This window comes from Synechococcus sp. MU1655 (genome assembly GCF_023630655.1).
GTDB lineage: Bacteria > Cyanobacteriota > Cyanobacteriia > PCC-6307 > Cyanobiaceae > Synechococcus_C.
This window is the reverse complement of sequence record NZ_JAKUHK010000100.1, coordinates 1-6,655: the sequence shown is the minus strand read 5'-3', so window position 1 is coordinate 6,655 and position 6,655 is coordinate 1. Positions and strand designations below refer to the sequence as shown.

The window sequence follows — 6,655 nt, the reverse complement described above, 5'->3', positions numbered from 1 at the left end:
AGGCAAGGTCAAAGAGCAAGTGATCTTTGTGGGGGGAGCCTTATTCATCCCCATCTTCTTCATTCATTTAGGACTGCTGCTCGATCTAGGCAGCCTCGCCGACAGCATCAGCAACATTGAGTTCACAGCCCTAATGCTCACTGGAGCCTTGGGATGCAAAGCACTTGCAGCAGTCATTGCTGGTCGCTGGTTCCGCTACAGCCCCAATCAAATGCTGCTGATGTGGTCACTCGCCATGCCCAAGGTGGCCGCCACGCTTGCCACCGCGTTCATTGGTTTCCAAGCCGGCCTTCTCGACAACACAGTTCTCAACAGCGTTCTAGCCGTGATGGTCGTCACAGCGACGCTCGGTCCAACCCTCACCACACGCTCGGTCGTCGCCCTGATGGAACCGAATGAGCGCTCCACCTACGGCACAACAACGCTCGATGCAAATCAGGACGTCCCCGGGGAGGTGGTACGCCGCCCCCTAAAAGTGTTGGTTCCAGTTGCCAATCCAGACACAGAGTTGAGCCTGTTGAAGCTGGCCGCTCGACTCTCCCAGGGAGAAGGCGAGCACAACGGACAACTCTTGCCGCTTGCGCTGGTGAGTCCAAGCCTCGAAGAAGCTCGCGGTGGCTTAAATCGAGCCTTGTCTGCCGCGAGAGCGAGGCTGCGTCAGGCCGCAACCAACGGAGAGAGACTCACCGCAACCACGCGTTGTCTCCTGCGCGTGGATGATGACATCGCTGCGGGCATGAGCAGAAGCGCTTTAGAAGAAGGCGCTGATCTTCTGTTGATTGGAGCAGGACGCCCTGACCCGCTACGCAAATGGCTCCTGGGCGACCTCGTCGACGGGGTCTGCAGAACCGCCCATTGCCCTGTTGTGGTAGCCAATCTTGGACGACGAGAGCTGAAGGATGTGAACCGAATCCTCGTTCCAATCAAAGATCTATCAGCCAGTGCACGCGAACAATTTGAACTCGCCCTACGGCTCCTCTCAACCGCACCAGACCCAACATCCACCACCATCAGCCTTCTGCACATCCATGACCCACGCTTCAACCGACACGAACGATCCTGGATGGAACACCAACTGATGAGTTGGTGTCCACGCAATATCGACAGCCATCAAATTCAAATCAAACTGCTTCAGGGACCTGGTATCGATTCCAAAATTCACTGGTTCAGCAAAAACCAAGATCTCGTGATTCTGCGATCACAACGTCGCCGAGTTGCTGGACTCCCCATTCCAGCCAGTGATCGCACAAGCAATTTGGTTCATCAGTTGAGCTGCCCAGCCTTGATGATCAGCGATCCACTCCACTAATCATGGTTGTCCCTACACAAACTTCAACACAATCCAACGGTTGCAGCAACAGACCTAAGATTTGCGTATGAACGGTCAACAGAGTCCGAACAAAAAATCCCTGCTCACAGCAGCAGTGGTAGGACTTTTTGGTGGATTGCTGCTATCGATACCTCTCAGTCGATCTCTCATTCCATCAACAGAACTCCCCAAACTGGCTTCCATCAATAATCCACTTGAAAGCTGGACGAGCTTTGGCAACGAAAATATAGTCATTCTCGGCATGGATGCTGGAGGAGGGAATACAGACACGATGTTCGTACTCAGCGTTGAGAATGGGGAGACTTCGATTATTCAAATCCCAAGAGATAGTTATATTGAATCACGTAGCTTTGGTCCAATGAAGGCCAACGCACTCCATGCCATAGGCGGCCCAGATGCCGTTAAATCAGAACTTACACGCCTCATGGGACGACCGATTGATCACCATATTCTGGTGAATCTTGAAGGAATCCGCACCATTAGTGATTTACTTGGTGGTCTCGAAGTGGATGTACCAAAACGGCTCTACTACCGAGACAAAAGCCAAGGATTACTGATCGACCTTCAGCCAGGACGCCAGGTTCTCAAGGGACGTGACCTTGAAGGCTTTTTGCGCTGGCGCCACGATGGAGAGGGTGACTTTGGACGACTTGACCGACAACAACTTGTATTAAAAAGCCTGTTCAATAAACTCATACAACCTCAGAATCTCATACGCCTACCAGCCTTGATTAGCGCAGCCGGACGTAATCTTGACACAGATCTTGGACCTTTAGATTTTGGCAAGTTGATCACCGCAATGGGAACAACGGAACTCCAAACCAATCAACTCAGTGCTCGTCCTTTTTATAAAAATGGAGTGAGCTATCTTGATACACAATGGCCTACCAATGATTCATCAATAGACGAAGATACAAGCAGATCCAACAGCGAGGATCTCAGACTGAAGCGCTGATCGCGTCTAACAATGAACATTACAAAGATAGACAGCAATCTGACGAAGCAAAGTCTGAGACTTGGCCTGAGCATTTTTATCACATGCGCCATTGCACAACACTTTGATCGAATTAGCTTTGTTTTTTATCCGCTCTTAGCTGTAATTTTAGTCGTCGACGATCAAGATGAGAACACACTTCAAGCCGCCAGAGGAAGGATTCTCGGAACAGTCAGTGGCGGCCTTGTTGTTTTCTTAGTCCACACAATGCTTTCAGGCTGGATCGGCATTTTCATCAGCCTCTTAATTACTGTCCCCTTACTTCGTCTCCTTGGCTGGGGCAGCGGCTTGTCGACAGCCGTTGTGATTACGGTGATCTTTTTAAGCGTTCACGGTTATACAAAGTTAAACTGGTATTATATTTTAAACAGAAGCATCGATACTCTGGTTGGAATCTTAGTAGCCATTGTAATCAGCCGCTTGCTTTGGCCCAAAAATCGACTGATGCGAATGGAAGAGCTTCATCAAAAATTACTTCATTCACTAAGTACTCGTATGCATCAACATAGCCAGTCGCTCCAAGGACTTACGTCTTCACCACCACCCTTACAGCCCGGCTCGATCACGAAAGATCTCTTAGAAATTCAACGCCTCATTAATATTGAAGAACAGCTTGGCGCGAAACACATGAAACAATTGTCGCGGCTACGCTGGCAACAACGGATGAGCCTATGGCGCAGCCTACATGCGCAATGGATTTTGATGGAAAGACTTCTTGACGCTCTAGCCTTAAAACATCAGCCCTTGCAATTACCTGAACTTACTGATCAGTTAGACATTAGCAATGACTTGGGATGGAAACGATTGCAAATAGATTCAAACAGTCGACTTAGCCTCTCCCAGCGTATACTTTTAGAGGAAGAAGGCACTCGATTCCTTCGAATCGCTAGAAGTCAGAAAAAACTTGATTTTGCCATCAAGCAAAACTCATTTGAATGATAAAAAATAGCCGTCAACCCCTCAGCAAGCCTTGGTTTACTAGACAAGAATTACGCCTTGTTCTTATTACCGGATTAAGTGCTGGATTCGGTCTCCTTAGTTCAATTCCATATGGCTTTTATTTGCCACTTACGACAGCAGCCGTTCTGTCGAGTACCTACGGCAATTCCATGAAGCTGGGCATTCAGCGGCTGATGGGATCGCTAATGGGCGTGATTATTTTGATCATATTTACAAAATGCCTAGATCTCCCTCTCCCATTAGGGCTTGGATTAGCTTTAGCTTCAACACGACTTTTGGGAGGAATTCTCGGCCTGCAAGTGGGGTACAAAGTTGCAGGCACGATCATCGTTATGGGATGGCTTGTTCATGAACAGGTTGAAACCATCTGGGGCCCCATTCGTCTTTTCTGGACTGGACTTGGCATTGTCATTTCACTACTGGCGTGTCAATGGATTTGGCCGAGTCAAACGATTCCTCAATTACACCAACAATGGGCATCATTGCTAGATGCCCTCGGAGTGGAGCTACAAGATGAAGGAGATGCCCTCAGACAAAACAATCCTTCCTCAAGTCCACCGAGAAAACAACAAGCAAAACGCATTTCACTGATCACACAACTCAACGCAGCAAGACAACAGCAGGTTCTTGCACAATTAGAACTGGGAGTTAATCCCGAACAACATCCACTACATGACATTTGGAGCAGAATCGATCTTTTAGCCTCACAAATAATGACCTCTCTTGAGTCTATCAGAAGCTTACCAGCACCCTTTATTAGATCAGAGAAAGTCAAACGACTTCACAACGAGGAAGCAGACTTATTTGATATTCTGAGCGCTCAATTGCTATCCATCAGCGCTGAGCTCAAAAACCCAAAAACAATTAACAATCAACAATTCAATCCTCGGGAGATGATCGCAATCAAGGATCTTTCTCGAGGCTTCAGCCAATGGCTTGAACAAACAACAGAAGGCACAATTTCTGCTGACGACAAGCATTTAAATAAACAGCAGCTGAGACAAATAATCTTAAGAATGACCCTAATTGACTACATTCGATCAGCAATTATCGAAGCAATATCCACCCACTCCAAGTCAGCAATCACAAACCATCTATTACTGAGGGATTGAGCTCTTCAAATCACCCAGCATGCTTGAAACTTATTCAAGGCTTGCGGAAACTTCAACCAATCAAGTCCGTCTAAGTATAAGAAGCTGTTTGCGGTCAATTGTTGCAGCACTATTCAGCTTACAAGACAGTCTCATGGTCACCATCCAGTTTGATAGCTAGCGATCAAATTCATCAGAGTTTTGCATTGGACACCTTTCATCATTGACCAGAGTGCGTAAACATACCCAAAAGTCGTTTTAGAAGTCGTCATCCGAAGAACGTGTTGAAACCATCCCGCTGTGATCTGGTCCTCTCCCGTTCCGTATGCGCGCTCGGATTGATTTGCAACAGCTTCGCTCCCGTAGCAGCTCAGACCAACGTTGCACCACTGGATGAAGGCGGCACTACAGAGCAACTTGAGAAAAGTTGGGAGCGCCTTAATACCCAGGTCGATGCCATTGACACATTGACTGGTCCAGCACCAGCGATTGAGAGCAGTGACGATCTCAGAGCACTAGAGATCCCCACACTGCTGATTGATATCAATGCCGCACCTTCCGGTGAACTCACAGATCAAGACACTCAGCCAGACCCTCTTCTTCGCCTTCCTTCTTCAGCTGACACTGCATCGCGAACTCTTTCTCTCTCTCTTGAAGATGCTGTCACGATCGCCTTCCGCAACAACCCATCCCTGGGCGCTCAGCGAGATTTAATCCAGGCTCAAGCCGCCACCATTGCATCCGAATCGAGCCGGTACTGGCCAACGATCAGCGTTTTTGCCAATGTCGATGGATTTCAAAGCGGAACAACCACTTACAACCCCTATGGAAACAACACTTTCGGGTTTGGGGAACTCTTTAATTCAAAAGGGCAAACTCCCAATTTTGCTCTCACCAATGATGGAAACGAAATCAGTGGCTCCAGCGCTGGACCCTTCTACATCCCACAAGGAGGTGGGCTAGGGGCGGTTGCGAATGGAGTTTCGGCAGATGCTGGGCTTCAGCTTGATTACAACATTATTGATTTTGCTCGAACTCCCAGGGTTCAAGCAGCGCAAGCCCGACTCACCCAACAAGAAAATCTCTATGCCGATCGGTTAAGAGCCATTCAGCTTGAAGTGAGCGAGGCCTATTACAACCTTCAACGTGCTGAGCAACTTGTGCGGATACGCGATGCGATCGTTCGCACTGATCTGGTCGTATTGGAAGACACTCTTGACCTAAAACAAGCTGGTCTTGTTCCGAGGGTGGATCTGCTCAGACGAAGCAGCCTTCTGGCTGCAGACGAAGAAAGCTTGATCCAAGCGATGGCTGATCGTGCCGTAGCCCGTCGTGAACTTTGGACCATTCTCAATCTCTCCAGTGAGATCATCCCCAGTGCAAGCGACCCCATCAGCCTCCAACCACGTTGGCCCCTGAATTTAGAAAGAACGGTGTTGGCGGCTTACGACGACAATCCAGAACTCACTGCGATTCTCGCAACACAACAAGCACTCATGCGCCGCCAAGATGAAGCGGCGGCTGAGCTGCTACCAAGGCTCAGCCTGTTTGCAGCAGCCGGTGGCCTGGGATCCGTGGAACGCACGTCAAATCTTGCCCTGATCGGGGGTGGATGCTGCGGAGGTACTTTTCTTCCCCTCGAGCAGGTCAGCGGATACGAATGGTCGGTAGGGCTGGCCTTCAAATGGATGATCTTTGATGCCGGTGGCACATCAAACAGAGTGAAGGCCTTGAAACTTCAAGAGCAAGCAACCGCAGAGCAATATGCGAACACCCGCAACGCGATTCGCTTACGACTGGAGCGAGCTTTTTTAAACCACGAAGCTAGTTTGGCAAAATTAGTGTCGGCCAGACGTGCTGTTGGCGCCAGCAAAGAGGCCTTCCGAGACACACAACTGCGCTACCAAACCGGACTAAGCGACGAAATCAACCTTTCCATCACCCAGGAACAACTCGTTAACTCCTTAGTAAGACGATTATTCGCCACTGTGAATGTCAATGTCACCTATGCACGCATGCTACGTGAACTCTTGCCCATGCCTAAAAATCCGAACGATCCAGTCTTAACCGAATTATCTCTTAGTTTCCCTAAAAAACAGCCTTAATTAGTCAGCCCTTGAAGACCACCAGCGCTCAATTCGATATCCAAAGACCACTAAAAAGACAACGAACCAAAACCACAATTCAGGCGGATTAGCATTTAACAGAATGATTAACAAAACCAATTCGGAGATTAACCAAGGAATCTCTTGCTTAAGCAATGGACGTATTGACATCGTG

At 48.6% G+C, this 6,655-nt stretch carries 5 protein-coding genes; all 5 read left to right on the top strand.

Annotated elements, in window-relative coordinates:
• Positions 1 to 1,309, top strand: a 1,309-nt coding sequence (locus NCN04_RS06145; protein ID WP_250395508.1) for a universal stress protein, incomplete at its 5' end; no start/stop codon positions are given.
• Positions 1,310 to 1,376: 67 nt separating this feature from the next.
• Positions 1,377 to 2,285: an LCP family protein gene (locus NCN04_RS06140; RefSeq protein ID WP_250395507.1), complete on the top strand. Its 909-nt coding sequence runs from the start codon at positions 1,377 to 1,379 to the stop codon at positions 2,283 to 2,285.
• A 12-nt stretch (positions 2,286 to 2,297) separates the two neighbouring features.
• The gene (locus NCN04_RS06135) at positions 2,298 to 3,263 is read left to right on the top strand and encodes an FUSC family protein (protein WP_250395506.1); all 966 of its coding nucleotides are present in this window, start codon (positions 2,298 to 2,300) and stop codon (positions 3,261 to 3,263) included.
• A complete protein-coding gene (locus NCN04_RS06130; RefSeq protein WP_048346267.1) occupies positions 3,260 to 4,396 on the top strand; it encodes an FUSC family protein in 1,137 nt (378 codons plus the stop codon). The genes NCN04_RS06135 and NCN04_RS06130 overlap by 4 nt, the downstream gene beginning before the upstream one ends.
• 260 nt (positions 4,397 to 4,656) lie before the next feature.
• Positions 4,657 to 6,480: a TolC family protein gene (locus NCN04_RS06125; RefSeq protein ID WP_250395505.1), complete on the top strand. Its 1,824-nt coding sequence runs from the start codon at positions 4,657 to 4,659 to the stop codon at positions 6,478 to 6,480.
• The last annotated feature ends 175 nt before the right edge of the window (positions 6,481 to 6,655 follow it).

Bases quoted from the DNA above. Each gene is read 5' to 3' on its own strand.
- NCN04_RS06140 (WP_250395507.1), top strand. From the start codon at position 1,377: ATGAACGGTCAACAGAGTCCGAACAAAAAATCCCTGCTCACAGCAGCA.
- NCN04_RS06135 (WP_250395506.1), top strand. From the start codon at position 2,298: ATGAACATTACAAAGATAGACAGCAATCTGACGAAGCAAAGTCTGAGA.
- NCN04_RS06130 (WP_048346267.1), top strand. From the start codon at position 3,260: ATGATAAAAAATAGCCGTCAACCCCTCAGCAAGCCTTGGTTTACTAGA.